This is a genomic window from Paenibacillus konkukensis, assembly GCF_023523925.1.
Classification (GTDB): domain Bacteria; phylum Bacillota; class Bacilli; order Paenibacillales; family NBRC-103111; genus Paenibacillus_S; species Paenibacillus_S doosanensis.
The window spans coordinates 524,301-542,621 of the sequence record NZ_CP027059.1; the positions used below are offsets into that span (position 1 = coordinate 524,301).

The 18,321-nt window shown below is 56.4% G+C and carries 14 protein-coding genes; 2 read left to right on the forward strand and 12 right to left on the reverse strand.

Annotated elements, in window-relative coordinates; genetic code table 11:
* Positions 1-19 precede the first annotated feature (19 nt).
* The 8 genes from SK3146_RS02205 to SK3146_RS02240 all read right to left on the reverse strand — a co-directional run bounded on the left by SK3146_RS02205 (position 20) and on the right by SK3146_RS02240 (position 11,695).
* Positions 20-934, reverse strand: a complete 915-nt coding sequence (locus SK3146_RS02205; protein ID WP_249863523.1) for a cache domain-containing protein — start codon at positions 932-934, stop codon at positions 20-22.
* Positions 924-1,997: an autoinducer 2 ABC transporter substrate-binding protein gene (locus tag SK3146_RS02210; protein WP_249863524.1), complete on the reverse strand. Its 1,074-nt coding sequence runs from the start codon at positions 1,995-1,997 to the stop codon at positions 924-926. The genes SK3146_RS02205 and SK3146_RS02210 overlap by 11 nt, the downstream gene beginning before the upstream one ends.
* Before the next feature lie 59 nt (positions 1,998-2,056).
* Entirely contained in the window at positions 2,057-2,584 is a 528-nt protein-coding gene (locus tag SK3146_RS02215) for a DUF4241 domain-containing protein (RefSeq protein WP_249863525.1), read from the reverse strand.
* Between the two features lie 711 nt (positions 2,585-3,295).
* The gene (locus SK3146_RS02220; RefSeq protein ID WP_249863526.1) at positions 3,296-6,058 is read right to left on the reverse strand and encodes a glycoside hydrolase family 2 protein; all 2,763 of its coding nucleotides are present in this window, start codon (positions 6,056-6,058) and stop codon (positions 3,296-3,298) included.
* Between the two features lie 320 nt (positions 6,059-6,378).
* Positions 6,379-7,296 (reverse strand): ArsR/SmtB family transcription factor, encoded by a 918-nt coding sequence (locus SK3146_RS02225; RefSeq protein ID WP_249863527.1) that lies wholly within the window; start codon positions 7,294-7,296, stop codon positions 6,379-6,381.
* A gap of 87 nt (positions 7,297-7,383) precedes the next feature.
* Positions 7,384-9,282, reverse strand: a complete 1,899-nt coding sequence (locus SK3146_RS02230; protein WP_283942804.1) for an ABC transporter ATP-binding protein — start codon at positions 9,280-9,282, stop codon at positions 7,384-7,386.
* Positions 9,279-11,009: an ABC transporter ATP-binding protein gene (locus SK3146_RS02235; RefSeq protein WP_249863528.1), complete on the reverse strand. Its 1,731-nt coding sequence runs from the start codon at positions 11,007-11,009 to the stop codon at positions 9,279-9,281. Before SK3146_RS02235 ends, SK3146_RS02230 begins: the two co-directional genes overlap by 4 nt.
* Positions 11,006-11,695 (reverse strand): TetR/AcrR family transcriptional regulator, encoded by a 690-nt coding sequence (locus SK3146_RS02240; RefSeq protein ID WP_249863529.1) that lies wholly within the window; start codon positions 11,693-11,695, stop codon positions 11,006-11,008. The genes SK3146_RS02235 and SK3146_RS02240 overlap by 4 nt, the downstream gene beginning before the upstream one ends.
* Positions 11,696-11,930: 235 nt before the next feature.
* Here SK3146_RS02240 and SK3146_RS02245 point away from each other — a divergent pair, with 235 nt between their 5' ends.
* Together SK3146_RS02245 and SK3146_RS02250 are read left to right on the forward strand one after the other, a co-directional pair.
* Positions 11,931-13,094, forward strand: a complete 1,164-nt coding sequence (locus SK3146_RS02245; RefSeq protein ID WP_249863530.1) for a GNAT family N-acetyltransferase — start codon at positions 11,931-11,933, stop codon at positions 13,092-13,094.
* A 142-nt stretch (positions 13,095-13,236) separates the two neighbouring features.
* Entirely contained in the window at positions 13,237-13,638 is a 402-nt protein-coding gene (locus tag SK3146_RS02250) for an NUDIX hydrolase (protein WP_249863531.1), read from the forward strand.
* A 578-nt stretch (positions 13,639-14,216) separates the two neighbouring features.
* Here SK3146_RS02250 and SK3146_RS02255 read toward each other — a convergent pair.
* The 4 genes from SK3146_RS02255 to deoB all read right to left on the reverse strand — a co-directional run bounded on the left by SK3146_RS02255 (position 14,217) and on the right by deoB (position 18,310).
* Positions 14,217-14,885, reverse strand: coding sequence for a cupin domain-containing protein (locus SK3146_RS02255; RefSeq protein ID WP_249863532.1), 669 nt, complete (start codon positions 14,883-14,885; stop codon positions 14,217-14,219).
* Positions 14,886-15,046: 161 nt separating this feature from the next.
* The gene (locus SK3146_RS02260; RefSeq protein WP_249863533.1) at positions 15,047-16,348 is read right to left on the reverse strand and encodes a pyrimidine-nucleoside phosphorylase; all 1,302 of its coding nucleotides are present in this window, start codon (positions 16,346-16,348) and stop codon (positions 15,047-15,049) included.
* 51 nt (positions 16,349-16,399) lie between these two features.
* Positions 16,400-17,107 (reverse strand): purine-nucleoside phosphorylase, encoded by a 708-nt coding sequence (gene deoD, locus SK3146_RS02265; RefSeq protein WP_249863534.1) that lies wholly within the window; start codon positions 17,105-17,107, stop codon positions 16,400-16,402.
* A gap of 21 nt (positions 17,108-17,128) precedes the next feature.
* A complete protein-coding gene (deoB, locus tag SK3146_RS02270) occupies positions 17,129-18,310 on the reverse strand; it encodes a phosphopentomutase (protein ID WP_249863535.1) in 1,182 nt (393 codons plus the stop codon).
* Positions 18,311-18,321 lie beyond the last annotated feature (11 nt).

Sequence of the window (18,321 nt, forward strand, 5' to 3'; positions counted from 1 at the left end):
ATCAGGTCCGTTCTCTCCGTCAGCTCACGCAGCGGTACGTCGTAGCTGAGCAGCCAGGCATAGGAAGCCGACGTGCTAACGCTAATGAGCGAATCGCCTCCCCCGCGCGGCGGATGAAGCTGCCGTTATGCACCGGGTACTGTACGACCTCAGCGTCCGTCGATCCGATCTTCGTGCGGTCGGCATCGTATATAATTTGCCCCGCGGACGTCTGCAGCCGGATGAATTCGCCGCCGCCCGTCCCGAAATGCTGCAAAATCCGGTCCATGAACGACAGCCGGACGGCGACGAACATCGTGCCGAGAATTTTTTGATTGTCCGTGTCGTATAGCTGCTTCAAGATAAGCAAATACGGCTCCTTGTCTTCGAAGGAAAGCCCGACTTCCCACGGAAGGACAATTTTGGCCTGTCCTCGAAGCTCCAGATCCTGCCCGTAAGGAATTTGCGAATGCTCCCAATCGAATCCGGTATATGACAGTCTGGCGCTTTCGAACAATCGGTTTTTGGACAAGATGAAAACGCCCAGCACGTCGGAGTTGCCCCCTTCCAAATACGTGCGGGCCAAATAGCTGTTGACCGTAAAACGGTCCCTGTTCAAATCAGCTTGACTCTGATACGACTCGCGCCGCAAAATGGACATCACCGTGTCGGAGCTGGCGAGCTGTTCCGGCAAATGCGATAATTCATTGACATAATTGTCGAGATTGGCGGTCGCGTGCTGAAGCAGCTTCGGCAAATATTCGCCGTTCTGCTCCTCGATGGAACGGGTGTACTGCTGATAGGAGAGGAAGCCGAGTAGAGACATCGGAACGACCGTAAGGCAGAGGTAGGCGATAATCAGCTTCGTGCTCAGCCGGAAATCCCGGAATCTCCGGCTCTTCTGCGGCGGCTTCCGATCTTCCGGACGACCCTGCCGCTCGCGCTCAGAAATCATATTGACCTGCGTTCTGCTTCGTAAAATCGAGCGGTTCTCCCATAATCACCTTATCTCCGTTCACCCTGATATGGCCGACATTGTTCACCGCTTCACCGTTGTAAGGCAGCTCTCCGTCCAAATACTGCTTCGCCAAAGCGACGGTCAAGTAGCCTAGCCGTTTGGGACTCCACAGCGTCGCCATTTGCGCGGAGCCGTCTTTCAGATACGAGCCGATAAGCACCGGCGTCGACAACCCGACGACCTTGACGACGCCCGCTTGGCCGGCTTCTTTTATCGCTTGGGCCGCCGCCGGCGTCGCTATTGCGGAGTTGCCGATAATGCCAGCCAGGCGGGGATGGTCCTTCAGCAGCCGGCTGGCCGCTTCATACGCCTTCTGGGGCAGATCGTCGGTCGGCGCGACTTCAACCAGCTTCATATTCGGATAAAACTGCTCCTGCTGCGTGCGAATCCATTGAATAAATTCGTTCAAACTTGCGGCGGAGAGCGACCCGGTCAACACCGCAAATTCGCCGTGATCCGGTATATGGGCGGCCATCGTGTCCATCAGATGCCTGCCCAGCGTCTCGGGATCGACCATGTTGACAAAGAACGCTCGCGATTCCGGGAACGTGTCCGAATCCCATGTGATAACTTTCACACCCTTCTCCTTCGCCTGTCTCAATACGGGAGCGAGCCGTTCCGGGTCGTTCGCCGATACGGCCAGCAGATCGACGCCGCTTGCGAGCAGACTTTCGATGGCTTTCGCCTGCTGGTCGGAGTCGGCCGTCTGCGGCCCGCGAAACAGAACTTTGACGCCCAAATCGGCCGCCGCCTCCTGCGCTCCGTCGTTGGCTACGTTGAAGTAAGGATTTTCCATCGCTTTGGGCACCATGCCGATCGTATAGCTCTTCTTCTCGCCATCAGGCGGCTGCGGCGTTTCCTCCGCAGACCCGGTTCCGGCCGTAGGAGGTGGCGCATCCATGGTGTAGATCACCTCGTATTGCGGCTTCCCTCCGCTTGCCGAGCAGGCGGTCAGCACAGCGACGGCCAACAGCAAACAGATGCTCATCCTGCGAACCATATGTTCTCCTCGTTCATTGTGAAATGATCTTTACTGACTAAGATGCCCATTCCGCCATTTTACCAGTCATTCCCTTTAATAAAAACGATCTTCACCCCGACGATTTGCCCTTGTTCGTTCGACGCGGTGTATGCCCCGTAGGCTCCGTCCCCGATCCCGGTGCTAGAGACGACGCCTCCGTCCACCACCCCGGCTTCATGGCCGCTCTCGGTAATGTCGCAGCAGGCGAGATACCAGTCGCTGTCCATCTCCTGCTGCTGCCCCGGCTTCGCCCCGGCATCGGGAATGCGGTATTTGGCGCTGTCGAAAATACCGGCTTGGCCGCTGTCAACGCCGACGATAAACTGCGTTTTCACCCAAAACAGCTCTTCTTTGTTGTCTTCGCAAGAGCTGTGGCAGGCGATGAGACGCGAGCAGGCTTCGCCCCAGTCTCTCACCTCCGTCTTGTCCACGTAAGCCGACCAGGTGCCGTTCTGTACATGGTCCAGCACGCCCATAATAATCGTATTCGTGTCGGCCTCGTAGCATGGATCGGCGACGACGAGCTCGCCCGAAGCGACTTCGAAATTCCCCAAATGAATCATCATTATTTCTCTCCCTTTTATGTATGGTTTCATTCCTATAATAATAATCGTTTCGCGCAAATCTTTTCAACCTTGTAATTACTAGGGGGAAAGTGACCGGAGAGCAGCGGGTAGAGAATTGGAACAGTGTAAGCGGTCGCCTTGGTATACGGATTTCCCCCCGCTTCCTTCTCAGGAACGGGTACGCGCGCTCGAGCGGCCTGGAGGAGAGCGGCAGGAGATACAGCCCCCGGAATCAAGCATCGAACCGCTTCTAAGTTTAACGGACACCCGGGAGCTAAAGTCGTCGCAAACAGACATTTGTAAACGTAACGGTCGTCATGGCGCTTACATAGCTCCGAATTGTTTTCTAAGGCGGCTTTGCCAATAAATAGCTGCATCTGCGTCCGTTAGAAATTCAAAATGGTCGATAGGGTTGATATAACGGCCGCTGTGTCCGTTGCGAGTGTGCTGCGTTAGCGCTCGCCTTTACAGCGGATTTTACGAACGGTCGCCTACTGCACATGCAAAATCATCTTCCGATCGCTGTTTAGCTTCAAAGCAAATTCAGATCAATTGCGGCCGGCCTCGAAATGAATACCATACCGCAAAAAACAAACAAGCAGCCCCTTTAAGAGACTGCTTGCATGTTGCAAAAAAATGAACGGTCATTCAGAGGGGGAGGACTGACTCCCCCCTTCGGAAAATGTCTGACGATAACGGCGCCCGCCGCGATTACTTCCAGCACACGAGCAAATCGATCGGGTACCGCCCCGCGTTGCGGCCGTACAGAGCGAGCCCGCCCGCTTCGCCGCCCGGCGCTGCGCTCTCCGCGCTAAGCCGCAAGGTGAATCCGCCCTTGGCGAGGATGCTCGCTGCCAGTCTGCTCGGGATTCGCACGCGCTGTAAGTAGCCATACGAACCCGCCTCATCCAGCTTGCGGTCGTCCGATTGATAATGCCACGTTAAGACGCCCCGGCTGTCGGCGGGATCGTCCGGCAAATGCAGCGTGCATACGGACTCCCCGTCCACCTGCACATCGATCAAGGACGAATGGCTCCGCTCATCGGTCATAAAGTAGGAGTTAATATTCATGCCCGGGTCCGCCTTGGCGCCGTGCATATACGAAATATCATTCGGTTTGACGGTCGTCATTTCTTTGTCTTTGCCGAGCACCGTCTTGGCTCCCGCCTCGAACAGCACTTCGATTTCGCTTACCGTCATATAGTTCGCATGCGCCGGCAAAGCGATCTCATATTGCACGAAGCCCGCCCCGCCGCCGTTCAGCTTATGACCCGCTAATGCCTGCCATTCATACTCCCATTGAGAGGCCGAGTACGCAGCCGGACGAACGCTCAGCCACTCTCCTTCGAGGGCATACACGCCGCCGGTTTGCCCGCTTTGGACGTCGAAAGTAATAAAGTTGCGCGTGATGATCGTCCCCTCCGCCGATTGCAGCGTGACAGCGAGCACGGCCGCCGCGTCTACCTGCGGCATAGTCAGGCGCAGCGCCGCCAATTGCCGCACGCCGTAGCCGCCCCATCCGACGGCCAGCTCTCCTGCCCCTGCGGACGCTCTTCCCTCGAGACTGTCGTAATACAGCTCCCACTTCAGCTGCACGGCCTGCCCGTGATAGTGATCCGAGTAGCTTGACGCCAGCAGCGGCACTTCCACGGCTTGCCCCGGGCCCACAGTCCGGCACGGAGGCGCATCGATAACGATAAAGTCGGGCGAATGCAGGTCGCGCAGGCTCATCCCCGGGCAGAACGAGCCGTAGCCGAAGTCTTTTTCCTGACGATCCATCCGGTAATACCCGTTAAATTCGTTGATCACGTCATGAAATTCGGTGAAAATAAATCCGCACATAGCGTCGTGACGGCGGAATTCGTTGATCATGTACCGGTAATGCCAGGCCAGGTCGCTGTCCCCGGCGCTGCCCTCGATGCCCCACACGGCGCCGCATTCGCTGTTCATCAGCGGAGCGTCGCTCTGCACGTTGCCCTCAGTATAGTTGAACGGAGAGCCCGGATACGTCTTGTCGACGACCTCCTGGATATGGTCGCGCACCGCTTGATAACCGTTGATATAAAAATGCCACGTGTTTAAATCCGATTCCACATGGTCGTAATTGCAGGGGGAATTGTCCTCAACCAGCCGCGTCGGATCTTCGCTCTTCGCCCAACGATAAACGGAGCGGACCCATTCCTGCGTTTCCGGAAGATAGCGGCGCTCACCCGCCTCGGTTGTCGTAAACAGCCCCCATGTTTCGTTGAACACGACCCAGGATATGATCGACGGATGGTTGAAATCGCGCTCGATGATTTCCCTCGCTTCCCGTTCGTAAGCCGTTCTCGCTCGCTCGTCCGGTTCGCCCCAGAAGCACGGCATATCTTCCATGACCAGCATGCCCAGCTTGTCGGCCCAATACAGCTTGACCGGCTCCTCCGGCTTAATATGAATGCGCACGAAGTTAAGACCCAGGCGCTTCAACCGCCAAATTTCGTCGCGGATATAATCTTCGCTTGGGAACGTGAAATATCCGTCCGGAATGAACGATTGATCCAGCGTTCCGCTTAGAAATACAGGCTTGCCGTTCAAGGTGATCCAGCGATGACCGCGCCCGCCGAACTTCGCGCTGCCGATTTCGCGGATGCCGAAGTACGTCGCCACCCGGTCGCATCCGCTCTCTGCGGACGGGTCGCCCAGCTCCAGCGTGCCTTCATACAAATAAGGCGTTTCCGGGGTCCATAGCTTCGCCGCCTCAACTTGAAACAAAGTCCGAAACGCATTGCCGCCTTCAGCCAGCTCCAGCGTCATCCGATGCTCGACCGCTCCGTTATCGAAACGACAGCGCAGCTCCGCCTCCCCGCTACGGCGCGCCTCGATCATCCCTTCCACCTCGACGGTCCCGTCGATCTTCGTCACGAACCGGGCGGAAGCTATATACTGCTGCGGACGCGCCTCCAGCCATACCGTCTGCCAAATGCCGCGCAGCTCGCCGTAGCCTTGTTTGCCGCGGGTTTGATACGCCTCGTCGTCATCCTGCACGCGCAGGACGATCCGGTTGTCCTCCCCCTGCTTCCATGCTTCCGTAATATCGAACTCAAAACTGCCGTAACCGCCTTCATGCTCGCCGATTTCGAACTGATTCACCCACAGCCGGCAGCGGTAATCGACCGCGCCGAACCGGAGAAATACGCGATGCTCCTTATGGCTAGGGCTCCAGTTCACTCGTTTGGCGTACCAGGCTGTTCCTTTCACATCCTCGCCGATGCCCGACAGTGGGCTAACCCAGGAAAAAGGAACTTGAATCTGTCTGTCAAAAGCCGGTCCGCCGGCCAAATACCATTCCTCCGTTAACCCCTCGTCCTTGCCGTCGAACATGAACTCCCAGCTGCCGTTCAAATTAAGCCAATCGTGACGCTGCCAATCCGGTCTCGGGTATTCCGGTCTCGCCGCTTGCGATTGGACAGGCTCTGCCGTTTCCATAAATGTCATTTGCCGCACCTGCTTTCTTCATTATGTAATAACGGGGATTGATCCGGCCGACGCAGTGTCATGAACGCTCATGTTAGCGCTTCCGGCAATCGTTACTTACAACATTATCCAAGGTGTTTCAATGTGTCAATGGTTTTTTACCGATTTTCGGTTTATTACAAAATATCAGTAATGAATTGGCGACTTGTCCAGCTTTTTCAGTTCCTCCGTGATTTCCCCATTCCTTTCTGTTCCGCTTGATGCCGCGTCCTCTATTCCGATCCGGTCAAAAAAATAAGCCCGCGATCCGCGCCGGGCGGATCATGGGCTTGCCTGCCGGCTTAAGCATAAATCATTCTCATCACAATATCTTGATCGTGATCGCCAAAGCCTTTGCCAAACAGATTGATTCCCCCGATATGCTCCGCATTCGGCAGATTGCCGACGCGAAAGCGGATCGATGGATGCCGGTCCAACTGAAGGTCGTTCAAGGCGACGTCCGATATTTTCACATCGTCCAGATAACTGCCCGAAGCGTCGACCTTCCATGTTTTCAGCAATCCGTACTGAGTGTGATAATCGGGAAACCAATGCGGGTTCAGTCTTCCTCTGCGGTCTCCGAAATCTCCGGGACACGTCCACGTGCCGATCAGCCGCTCGTTAATCCAGACGGTAATATCCGAAGGCCAGATATGGTCGTACTTCGGCGCCTCCGAGCATAGCTCCATGGAAAATTGCAACGAGTGGATGACGGCATTCGGTACCGTCAGCGTCGGAAAGCGATATTCGACGAAACCTTTGCGGAACCAGATCATCTGGGCGGACATCCGGTTCGGGTGAAAAAACGCGGAAGGCTCGTCGTCCGGCTTGCAGACGCCGTTATTGTTGATCATCCCGCATGTCGGATGAATGTCGCAATCCGTGAAAAATCCGACCGGCATATCGATTTGGAAGCAGTTGGGGTTGTTATAACCGGCGCTTGCGCTCAGATTCATATGAATATCGTCGAACGTGCGGGCGCATACCTTCATCGTTCCCCGCGAAGCCCGCCGAATCTCCGTCATAATAATCCCCGCCTCTTCCATAACCTTGACGTTCGAGGCGACCGTGGAAACCGGCAAACGGAGCTTTTCGGCAATATCCACGATATTTTCGTTCTGATGATGAAGCAGCTTCAATATATTTACGCGAACTTCCGAAGACAGCGCATGAGCCACTCTGATCAGCCGTTCCGGCTCGTCGATCGTCAGCTCCAGCATGAAATCACGGCTCCTCTGCGAGTTTGGATCGTCTTCTTGCCCGCCCGCTTCTTGCTCTTTCCCTGGCAGGCCGGGCTGCAGACGGTATTACGAGGCGGCGGCGCCCCCCGAAAACTGGCTGTTATACAATTCGGCGTAAAACCCGCCGCGTGCCAGCAGTTCCTCATGCCTACCCTGCTCAATGACGCTGCCGCGGTTCATGACCAGAATCAGATCGGCGTCGCGGATCGTCGACAACCGGTGGGCGATGACGAAATTCGTTCTACCCTGCATCAGCTTACGCATCGCCTGCTGAATGTGCGCCTCCGTCCGCGTATCGACGCTGCTCGTCGCTTCGTCGAGAATCAGAATGGCCGGGTCCGCCAAAATCGCGCGCGCAATCGTCAGCAGCTGCTTTTGGCCTTGCGAGATATTGGTCGCTTCCTCGTTGAGCACCGTATCGTATCCGTCCGGCAGCGTGCGGATGAAATGGTCGGCATGTGCCGCCTGCGCCGCTTCGACGATCTCCGCTTCCGTCGCTCCCGCCCGGCCGTAGGCGATATTGTCGCGAATCGTGCCGTTAAACAGCCACGTATCCTGCAGCACCATGCCGAACAACCGGCGCAGCCCTTCCCGTTTCATCTGCGTAATATTCAAGCCGTCGATGGTGATCTCGCCGCCGTTAATCTCATAGAAGCGCATCAGCAGATTGATCAGCGTCGTTTTGCCGGCACCGGTCGGCCCGACGATCGCGACGGTCTGGCCCGCTTTGACGTCGATATTCATGTCTTGAATAATCGGCGTATCTTCCGTATAGCCGAAGCTGACATGCTCGAACCTTACATGGCCCCGGTGCTCGCTACAGGCTTCCGCAGCTTCCGTATCGGGCTCCTCTTCCCGTTCATCGAGAATTTCGAATACCCGCTCCGCGGAGGCCAGCGTGGATTGGATGATGTTGGCGATGTTCGCCGTCTGCACGAGCGGCATCGAGAACTGCCGCGCATATTGGATGAACGCTTGAATATCCCCGATATTGATCATGCTTCGGGTAACCATCAGCCCTCCGACGACACAGATCAGCACATAGCCGATATTGTTGACGACCGCCATCAGAGGCATCATAATACCGCTGATGAACTGCGCCCGCCAGCCCGCCTCGTACAGCCTTTCGTTAATGGCGGCGAAGGTTTGTTCGGATTTCTTCTCGTGCCCGAACGCCTTGACGATCGTATGTCCGGTATACATTTCCTCCACATGGCCGTTCAATTCGCCCAGCGACTTCTGCTGTCCTGCAAAATGGGCCTGCGACCGGGAGGCGACCGCTTTGATCACCAAAAAGCTTAAAGGCAGCGTCAGGAGCAGAATCAGGGTGAGCAGCGGGCTGATCGTGAGCATCATGACGATAATCCCGATGATCGTGATCGCCGATGTCATCACCTGCGTCAAGCTTTGCTGCAGCGTGCCGCTGATGTTATCCATATCGTTGACGGTCCGGCTCAATATTTCTCCGTGCGTTTGCGTGTCGTAATATTTGAGCGGCAGGCGCGACAGCTTTTCGTTGACGTCTTTGCGGAGCCCGTAGACGGTTTTTTGCGCCACTCCCGCCATCAGGTATTGTTGGATGAACGCAAATAAAGAGCTGCAAACATATAATCCTATCAACAACGTAACGATGTTCAGGATATAGGAGAAGTCGAACGACGCCTCCGATCCCCCGTTCCATTGGGCCATGACGCCTTCAAACAGATGCGTCGTAATATTCCCCAGCAGCTTCGGGCTGACAATGTTGAACAGCGTGCTTAGCACCGCCGTTATCAGGACGGCTGTAAGCTGCACCCGAAACGGCTTAATATAATGCAGCAGCCGGAGGAATGTCTTCTTGGAATGCTTCGCCTTTTGCCCCGGCATGCCCATCGGCATTCCGAAGCCGCCCCCCATCGGTCCGCGTCCGGGCCCGCGCATTCCGGGACGCCCGCCCGCGGCTTGCGTTCTATTTGCTTGGCTCATGCGATTTCCTCCTCTGCCAGCTGGGAGGAGACGATCTCCCGATACACGGCGGATGTTGCCATCAGTTCCTTATGATTGCCGATTCCGGCGATTTCTCCCTCATCCAGCACGATAATCCGGTCCGCGTCCATAACCGTGCTGACTCTCTGCGCAACGATAATGACCGAAGCTTGCCCTGTTTCCCGTTTGAGCGCAGCCCGCAGATTGGCGTCCGTCTTGTAATCGAGCGCCGAGAAGCTGTCGTCGAACACGTAGATATCAGGCTTGCGCACAAGCGCGCGCGCAATCGCCAGACGCTGCTTCTGACCGCCGGAGAGATTGGTTCCCCCTTGCGAAATGGGCGTATCGTAGCCGGTCTCCTTATCGGCGATGAACGAAGCGGCCTGAGCGACCTCGGCGGCGCGGCGCACTTCTTCGTCGGATGCGTCCTCTTTGCCGTAGCGGATATTCTCTTGAATCGTTCCCGTGAACAGCACCGCCTTCTGCGGGACGAGGCCGATCTTGCGGCGCAAGCTTTCCTGCGTCATCTCGCGCACATCCACGCCGTCGACCTTAACGCTGCCGCTCCCGGTGTCGTAAAACCGCGCAAGCAGATGAAGCAGCGTCGATTTGCCCGAACCGGTGCCGCCGATAATCGCCGTAATCTCCCCCGGCTTCGCTTCGAAGGAAATGCCGGATACGGCCGGTTTCTCGGCCCCCGGATAGCTGAACGTGACGCGGTCGAACACGACGTAGCCCCCCCTCTTCTCCGCGGCCGGCTCTGCAGCCGGCGGGTCGATAATTTCGGGCTCGGTGTCCAGCACTTGATTAATCCGCACCGCCGCTGCCGAAGCGCGGGGCAGCATGACGAACATCATCGATACCATGATGAGAGAGAACATGATTTGCATGGCGTACTGCAAAAAAGCCATCAGATCGCCGACCTGCATATGTCCCGTACTGATGCGCAAGCCGCCGAACCAAATGATCGTGATCGACGTCAAGTTCATGATCAGCATCATCATAGGCATCATCCCGGCCATAATTTTATTCGCCCGAACAGCCGTATCGGTCAAATCGCGGCTTGCTTCGTCAAACCGCTTCTTCTCGTGCCCGGCGCGGTTGAATGCCCGGACGACGCGCATTCCGGTCAAATTTTCGCGCAGCACCAAATTCAATTTATCGATCTTGCCCTGCATCGATTTGAAATACGGAATCCCTTTTCTGGCGATCAAGTAGATCGTCAGCGCCAAGACGGGCATCACACAGAGGATGACCAGCGCCAGCACCGGATCTTTGGAAAAGGCCATGATCGTGCCGCCGATACACATCATCGGAGCCGACACCATCATACGCATCATCATCAGGAACACCTGCTGAACCTGCGCAATGTCGTTGGTCGTGCGCGTAATGAGCGAGGCCGTTCCGAACCGGTCGAATTCCTGCAACGAGAAACCGCCGACTTGCGAAAACATCCTGCCCCGCACCAGCTTGCCGAAGCCTGCGGATATGCGCGACGAGTGATAGCTCGCGATGACGGAGAACACACCGCTGGCGGCGGTGACCAGCAGCATGAAGCCCCCGATCCGCCATATATAACCGTTATCCCCGTTCACGATCCCATAATTGACAATGTCGGCCATCAGCGTCGGCAAATACAGCTCCGACAACGATTGCAGAAATATAAGCAGCAGCACGAGCCCGATCGCCAGCCGGTACGGCCGCAAAAATGGAAACAGCTTGATCATACGTTCTCCTCTCCCTTCGGAGGATGGCAGTCCGCTGCCGCCGGAGCCAGCAGCGCCATGCAGCAAGCAACGGCATCCTCCAAGTCTTGCCGGACCTCTTGCCTGATTTGCCCCGGGTCCATCCCTTTCTCCTGAAGCTCCAGGAACGATTGCCGCAAATATACCATACCGTGCATCATCGCGCCCCAATATTGCGTGGCCAGCAGCGGAGGAGACATGCGCCGCAGTTCTCCCTGCTCCATCCCTTTCTTCACCATGCCGCGAATGACGGTCATATTGTCGAGATGCCAGCTCCAGTTCTTCAGCTCTTCCGGCGTAAACAGCTCGCGCAGATCATGCCGCATCCTCATAAAAAATAACACGCTGTCCGTCTGCCCGAGCATGTTATTGTACATGGAGCGGACGAAATCCTCGAGCATCCGCAGGATCTGTCCTTCTCCGCTAAAATGCGATTGGACATGCTTTCTCGATTGATCGAACATAAACATGAACAGTTCCTTGAAGAGCGAATGCTTATCTTTGAAATAATAATAGACTAGCCCTCTGGCAACTCCAGCCTGCTCCGCCACTTCGCCGATTTCGGCGGCGGCGTAGCCCTTCTCCGCATACACCTTCAGCGCGCCTCTAATAATCGCCTCTTTTCGCTGCTTGCGTATTTCTTCGTTCTGCTCTTTATTGCGGGGCAACGATTCATCACCTTTCTTTCATTGACTTTCGTGTCAACCAAAATATATCGCAGCGGTAATCCGTCTGTCAAGACCTTCCATGCAAATGAGACGGACGCCCCGTTGCCCGGTTTGCCCCCGGACGAAGCGGTACAGTGTGCCTGCAAAAGTGCGCCTAACGCGTCAGGACGGCTGCGGTTTGTTATGATACTATAGGCTTGATACGCCGATCTAGCAAAGAAAGGAATTTAAGCTTATGCCACTTCATTCCGGCCACACCCCGGACGTCGAGCTTTACGACCGGCATTCGGCGCAGCAAATCCCGTTCCCACCTACGGCAGAAGGACGCCGGGCAGCGGATCTGCTGCTTCCGTGGCTGGAACGATCCGCTTCGCACTACATCGCCAATGTGACGACGGACCTCTATGTGCTGCGTCTGGGCGATATGCTGCTGCCGGTGACGGTGAACAGCGGGCAATACGAGAACAGCTACGTCTGTTCTCCCTACACGCATTACGTCACCTATGCGAAGGAGGAGCTGTACAAGCTGAACCGGCCTTCGCTCGAATCGATGCTCAGTCTGCTGCTCGGCGGAGTCGGCCTCCTCTTGAAGGCCGGGCGCTTGAACCAGGCGGTGCAGGTCAATAACGGGCTGCTGTCCACGAACCTGTACCCCGCCCAAGCTTCCGCCCTCTTGCCCGAAGGGCTGCGCCTCTTGCGAACCGCATTCCCCGAGCACGCGATCCTATTCCGCTCGCTGACGCCGGGCTTGAACGAGAGCTGGATTCGCTCCCTGCGCGAGGAGCGGTTCCGCTTCGTGCCGAGCCGTCAGGTATATGTATTCCGCCCGCCTAACGCCAAAGCCAGGTGGCTGATCAAGCGCGACCGGCAGCTGCTTGCGAAGAACGGCTACGCTGTCGTGACCTGCGATGAGCTGAGCGCGGAAGACATTCCGCGGCTGAAGTCGCTGTACGATATGCTTTATCTGGAGAAGCATTCGCGCTGCAATCCGTGGTTCACGGAAGCGTTCTTCGCCCAGGCGCTTCAGTCGGGAACGCTGCGGCTGCACGCGCTGCGGCATCAGGAAACCGGCCGGCTCGACGCCGTACTCGGCTTCTACGGCATCGACGGGGTCATGACGACGCCCGTCTTCGGCTACGATACGTCGCTGACGAAGGAGCTCGGCCTGTACCGGATGCTGTCTGCCGTGCTTATCGGCTTGTCCGAGCAGCTCGGCTTGCAGCTGCACGAAAGCTCCGGCGCCGCGGAATTCAAGCGCAACCGCGGAGCGGCGGCGGATATCGAATACAGCGCGGTATTCGACGCCCACCTGCCTTGGTCGCGCAGGGCGGGCTGGATCGCGCTGGACCGGCTGCTGAACCGGATCGGCGTTCCGCTGATGCGCAAGTGGAAGCTGTAAACGCGGCGATTGCACCTGCGGATCACACTCCGCCTAAGGCTTCCGTTCGGAAACGGATTATGCTGAAGACGGCGGCGCGCTATTTTGAAGAAAAACCGGTCCATGCTATAATTTATTTTAAAAAATGAAGAGGTACTTATCGATGACGACTACCATAGATAAAATCGCATTGCTGCATATCGAGAACGGCCGAATCCTATGCGCCCGTTCCCGAGGCAAGGACACCTATTACTTGCCGGGAGGCAAACGCGAGCCCGGCGAAGCCGACCGCGATACGCTGATCAGAGAAATCGAAGAGGAGCTGTCCGTCCGTATCAAGCCCGAAACGATTCTCTACTTCGGAACCTTCGAGGCCCAGGCCCACGGAAAAGCGGAAGGCGTCACGGTGACAATGGCCTGCTATACCGCAGATTTCGAAGGAAGCATGCAGCCGGCTTCGGAAATCGAAGAATTGGCCTGGTTAACGTATAAGGACCGCGACCGGGTGTCGGCCGTGAACCAAATCATCTTTGATCGGCTGCGCGAAGCGAATCAGCTTGCCTGAGCGAAGCGAGAGCCCGTAATGATAAGCCGCCCTTCAGGCATGCTTAGGCATTACGGGCTTTTTTGCGCAGCCAATGCAGATCGCGGAGCACATATTCCGGCCGGGGAAATCGGGAAACCGCCGCTCCCGTGCACCAGGAATCGTTGCTGACGGCCATCGCAAACCGCCGATCGACCGCCCATGCTCATAGCGCCGTCTTGCGGATCTGGAGTGATCGGCCACCGCTTCCGTGTTCACATCGATCCGCTTCCCGTCAAATTAATCCTTGCCGGGGCATTTGCCCGTTCGCCGAGAGGGTAAAGAACAAATCCCCCAAAAGTGACATGATGAAGCTAATTCCGTCCGCATCCAGCCTAGGCTGGATCGGCGTCTAACCCTTCCTCTGGGATCGTTCTAGGGGTAGACATTCCTTTCGGGGGAGACCCCGGATATCCACAGGATATTGCTCCGCATCATTTCCTAAACAACAAACAAGCTCCGAAGTCGGAGCTTGTTCCAGCATTGCATCTTACCGCGTAAGCGATAGCCGCCCATGCCGTTTGCACCTTCCGGTGCTTGGGCGTATAGCGCGTTGCTTCCTAACGATACCAGCCGCCGCCATAATATGTAGGTTGAGGCTGATACCGGTAATTTCTCATGGCATTCGGCTGATTGTTCGCGTTCGCGGCAGACGTGCCGGCTTGCGGCTTTGACGATTTTTGCTTTTGGGCGACGCATTGATCCGTAGGTCCTATGACGATCGTTTCGTTATGAAGTGGCTCCAGCGTTTTCTTCAACAACTCGGGGTCCAGACAATACGTGTGGGCAAGAACTTCGATCGGCGTCTTCGTCAAAATATCCGAACCGAAAATATATTCCGGATACGGCGCATCGAAAATGGCCAGCAAGTGGGTTTTATCTTCCGTAGCGATTTCCCAATGCCACCAGCCTTGCGGAACATTGGCCACCTGCCCCGGAGTGATCGGAATGTTGCTGATTTGGTTGTTAAAAGGATTGATCAGCGATACCGTAGCGGCCCCGCCAATGCAATATACCAGCTCCGCCGCGTTCTGGTGATAATGCGGCTCGACGACGCGCCCTTTGCTTAAATAAATATCGAGCAGAGATACGTTGCCCAGCGTGTTGAGATTATCCCGGCCCAGCCGGTTAATGAAATTGTCCGCATTTCGGGTGGTAATTCGGTTTTTATTGACGTCAAAAAAATACTGCACACCGGGCTTCGTATAATCCATATACAATGTCGCCATGACTTGATCCACTCCGTTCCGATGTCTGCTTACTATGTAGGCATGATATGCCGCAAAATCGAAATCGTGACAAATGACCAGTCACAGACAAACAAGGCCTCAAGTCCGCATGGACTCAAGGCCTGTTTCTATTCCCCGCTGTCAATCCTTAATCCGCTGCGTCATTCCGTTACAATGCCGTGCACGAGCACCGGAGCTTCGGCATGATCGGCGATCCGGATGTTCGCGTAAATTTTCTCGATCACATCCGTCACCTCTTTCCGGTTCGCATGGATCGTGACCAGCGACTCTCCCGTTTTGACCGGGTCGCCGATTTTCTTGTTCAGCATCAAGCCTACGGCCAGATCGATCTCGGAGTCCTTCGTCGCGCGTCCGGCCCCGAGCCACATAGCCGCCGTGCCGATTTCGTCCGCGACGATTTCGGCGACGACGCCGTCTTCCCGGGCAGGCACTTCGATTTGAAAAGCCGCCTGAGGCAGCTTCTCGGGATGATCGACGATAGACGGATCGCCGCCTTGATTGGCGACAAATTCTTTGAACTTCTCCAGCGCCTTGCCGCTGCGGATCACCTCGCGCAGCTTCTCCTCCGCTTCTTCGAGCGACGAAGCTTTATTCGCCAGAAACACCATCTGACGCCCCAGCGCCAAACAGAGCTCTTCCAGATCTTTCGGACCTTTGCCGCGCAGCGTATCGATCGCTTCCTTCACTTCCAGCGCGTTCCCGATCGCAAAGCCGAGCGGCTGGCTCATATCGGAGATGACCGCCATCGTTTTGCGTCCGACGCTGTTGCCGATGCGAACCATCGCTTGCGCCAGCTCTTTGGCGTCTTCCGCCGTCTTCATGAAGGCGCCTGCGCCCGTTTTCACGTCGAGCACGATCGCGTCGGAGCCTGCGGCGATTTTCTTGCTCATGATCGAGCTCGCGATGAGAGGGATCGAGTTCACCGTCGCGGTCACGTCGCGCAGCGCGTACAGCTTCTTGTCGGCCGGCGTCAAGTTGCCGGATTGGCCGATGACGGCGATTTTATGGCGGTTCACCAAATCGACGAACTGCTCTTTGCTGATCTCGACGTGAAACCCTTCGATCGCCTCCAGCTTGTCGATCGTTCCGCCGGTATGCCCGAGTCCGCGGCCGGACATCTTGGCGACCGGGATGTCGAGCGCAGCCACCAGAGGCGCAAGCACCAGCGTCGTCGTATCGCCTACCCCGCCGGTGGAATGCTTATCCACCTTCACGCCTTCGATGGCCGACAGATCGATCGTGTCTCCGGAATGCACCATCGCCATCGTCAAATCGGCCCGCTCCCGCTCGGTCATATCCTTGAAAAATACGGCCATCGCCCAAGCGCTGACTTGATAATCGGGGATTTCATTGTTCGTGTAGCCTTCAATGATGAAGTTGATCTCCTCGGTCGTCAATTCTCCGCCGTCACGTTTCTTTTCAATCAGATCTACCATTCTCATCGCTTGCTTCGCCTCCTTTTTCACTTGTGCGTCTAAAAGGGTGGTGATTATTTACAGAGCTATCGCCGTATCCAGCGCCACTTCCATCATATCGTGGAATGTCGTCTGGCGCTCTTCGGCCGTCGTTTCTTCGCCGGTAAGCAAGTGATCGCTCACCGTCAGAATCGTCAGCGCATTAACGCCGAACTTCGCCGCGAGCGTGTAGAGAGCGGTCGTTTCCATCTCCACTCCGAGCACCCCGTAATCCATCAGCCTTTGCACGACTGACTTATCGTCCCGGTAAAACATATCCGAGCTGAAAATATTGCCGACATGCAGCTTCAGCCCTTTGGCTGCGCCGCGCTCATAAGCCGCCTTCAGCAGCGGGAAGCTGGCGATCGGCGAAAAGTCGAAGCCTCCGAACACATGACGGTTCATGCTGGAATCCGTGCAGCAAGCTTGGGCTAGAATGACATCGCGCACGCGGACATGCTCCTGCATCGCGCCGCAGGTGCCGACGCGGAATAAATTTTTGACGCCGTATTGGCTTATAAGTTCATTGACGTAAATGCTGATAGACGGAATCCCCATCCCCGAGCCTTGTACGGAAATGCGCTTGCCCTGATAGGTTCCCGTAAATCCGAGCATCCCCCGAACCTCGTTGTAGCAAACGACATTTTCAAGATACTTCTCGGCAATATATTTGGCCCGCAGCGGGTCGCCCGGCAGCAGGATCGTTTCGGCGATGTCGCCTTGTTTAGCCCCGATATGAACGCTCATTTCTTTTTTCCCCCTAAATGCTTATTTCAAATCTTGCAAAAAGCTGGTCCCGTGCTCCGGCAATGCGACGCCGAAGTTCTCGGCCACGGTGGCCGCTATATCCGCAAACGTCCGGCGCAGCGGCAGCTCCCGTCCTCCTTGGGCAAAACGCGGCGAATACACAATAAGCGGCACATATTCGCGGGTATGATCGGTCCCCCGGTAAGTCGGGTCGTTGCCGTGGTCGGCGGTGATGATGAGCAGATCGTCGGCCGTCATCTTGGACAGAGCTTCCGGCAGCCGGGCATCATACTCCTCTAACGCTTGTCCGTACCCCTGCGGGTCGCGGCGGTGGCCATACAGCGCGTCGAAATCGACGAGATTGACGAAGCTGAGCCCTTCGAACGGCTCGCCCATGACATGGATGAGCTTATCCATTCCGTCCATGTTGGACACGGTGCGAATCGCTTTGGTGACGCCTTCGCCGTCGTAAATATCCGATATTTTGCCGATCGCGATCACGTCATAGCCCGCTTCCTGGAGCGTGTTCATCGTCGTCTTGCCGAACGGCTTCAGCGCGTAGTCGTGCCGGTTGGCCGTCCGGGTGAAGCTGCCCGGCTCTCCTACGAACGGACGGGCGATAATGCGGCCGAGCATATACGGGTCCTCAAGCGTAATTTCGCGGCAAAATTCGCAAATCTCATACAGCTCCTTGAGCGGCACGATGTCTTCGTGCGCGGCGATTTGCAGTACGGAGTCGGCGGACGTGTAAACGATCAGAGCACCGGTCTTCACATGCTCTTCCCCGAGCTCCGCAATAATTTCCGTGCCGCTGGCCGGCTTGTTGCCGATTACCTTGCGGCCGGTCTTTTCTTCGATCCGGGAGATCAGCTCCTTCGGAAACCCGTCCGGAAATACCCGGAACGGAGTAGCTATGTTAAGTCCCATAATCTCCCAGTGACCCGTCATCGTATCTTTGCCGTTCGAGGCTTCTTGCATTTTGGTGAAATAGGCCATCGGTGCGGACGCCTTCGGCACGCCCTCGATCTCCCGAATGTTGGACAAGCCGAGCTTGGCCATATTCGGCATGTTCAGTCCGCCCCGCTCGCGGGCGATATGTCCGAGCGTGTCGACGTCGTAATCGTCGAATTTGGCGGCATCGGGCGCTTCCCCGATTCCTACGGAATCCATAACGATAAGGTGAACTCTTTTGAATCGATCCATATATGTACTCC

Coding starts and splice junctions, on each gene's coding strand:
- SK3146_RS02235 (WP_249863528.1), bottom strand. CDS start 11,009: ATGATCAAGCTGTTTCCATTTTTGCGGCCGTACCGGCTGGCGATCGGG.
- SK3146_RS02260 (WP_249863533.1), bottom strand. CDS start 16,348: ATGAGAATGGTAGATCTGATTGAAAAGAAACGTGACGGCGGAGAATTG.
- deoD (WP_249863534.1), bottom strand. CDS start 17,107: ATGAGCGTTCATATCGGGGCTAAACAAGGCGACATCGCCGAAACGATC.
- SK3146_RS02250 (WP_249863531.1), top strand. CDS start 13,237: ATGACGACTACCATAGATAAAATCGCATTGCTGCATATCGAGAACGGC.
- SK3146_RS02210 (WP_249863524.1), bottom strand. CDS start 1,997: ATGGTTCGCAGGATGAGCATCTGTTTGCTGTTGGCCGTCGCTGTGCTG.
- SK3146_RS02255 (WP_249863532.1), bottom strand. CDS start 14,885: ATGGCGACATTGTATATGGATTATACGAAGCCCGGTGTGCAGTATTTT.
- SK3146_RS02225 (WP_249863527.1), bottom strand. CDS start 7,296: ATGCTGGAGCTGACGATCGACGAGCCGGAACGGCTGATCAGAGTGGCT.
- SK3146_RS02215 (WP_249863525.1), bottom strand. CDS start 2,584: ATGATGATTCATTTGGGGAATTTCGAAGTCGCTTCGGGCGAGCTCGTC.
- deoB (WP_249863535.1), bottom strand. CDS start 18,310: ATGGATCGATTCAAAAGAGTTCACCTTATCGTTATGGATTCCGTAGGA.
- SK3146_RS02220 (WP_249863526.1), bottom strand. CDS start 6,058: ATGACATTTATGGAAACGGCAGAGCCTGTCCAATCGCAAGCGGCGAGA.
- SK3146_RS02205 (WP_249863523.1), bottom strand. CDS start 934: ATGATTTCTGAGCGCGAGCGGCAGGGTCGTCCGGAAGATCGGAAGCCG.
- SK3146_RS02245 (WP_249863530.1), top strand. CDS start 11,931: ATGCCACTTCATTCCGGCCACACCCCGGACGTCGAGCTTTACGACCGG.
- SK3146_RS02230 (WP_283942804.1), bottom strand. CDS start 9,282: ATGAGCCAAGCAAATAGAACGCAAGCCGCGGGCGGGCGTCCCGGAATG.